Below are 251 nucleotides of genomic sequence, written 5' to 3'. Positions count from 1 at the left end.
CATCCGCCGCCTGTGTCGGTGCGGCGGGGCCGTCTGAAAAAACTAACGAAAAAGATGCTAAGCAACAGAACAGGGCTATTTGTCCAGAGCCTGTCAATCTGATGAGTGATGATTGCTTGAGTATTACTTTAGGGGAATTCGAGGACAAGCTGAAGAAGAAGTATGAAGAATTATTTCGACGTGCAGTAGCCAAAGACCGAAAATTGCACGGATTGTCCAAACAGTATTTCACAAGCATCCGCTCAAAATGG

Annotated in this window: 1 pseudogene; it reads left to right on the top strand. The window is 45.8% G+C overall.

The annotated features are described in order from the left end of the window. A pseudogene (locus tag HMPREF2872_RS11745) lies at window positions 1-251 on the top strand (hypothetical protein); the annotation flags it as partial.

Origin of the sequence: Neisseria sp. HMSC069H12 (genome assembly GCF_001812735.1) — a bacterium.
In the GTDB taxonomy this organism is placed as follows: Bacteria; Pseudomonadota; Gammaproteobacteria; order Burkholderiales; family Neisseriaceae; genus Neisseria; species Neisseria subflava.
This window is presented reverse-complemented; position numbering and strand designations above follow the sequence as displayed.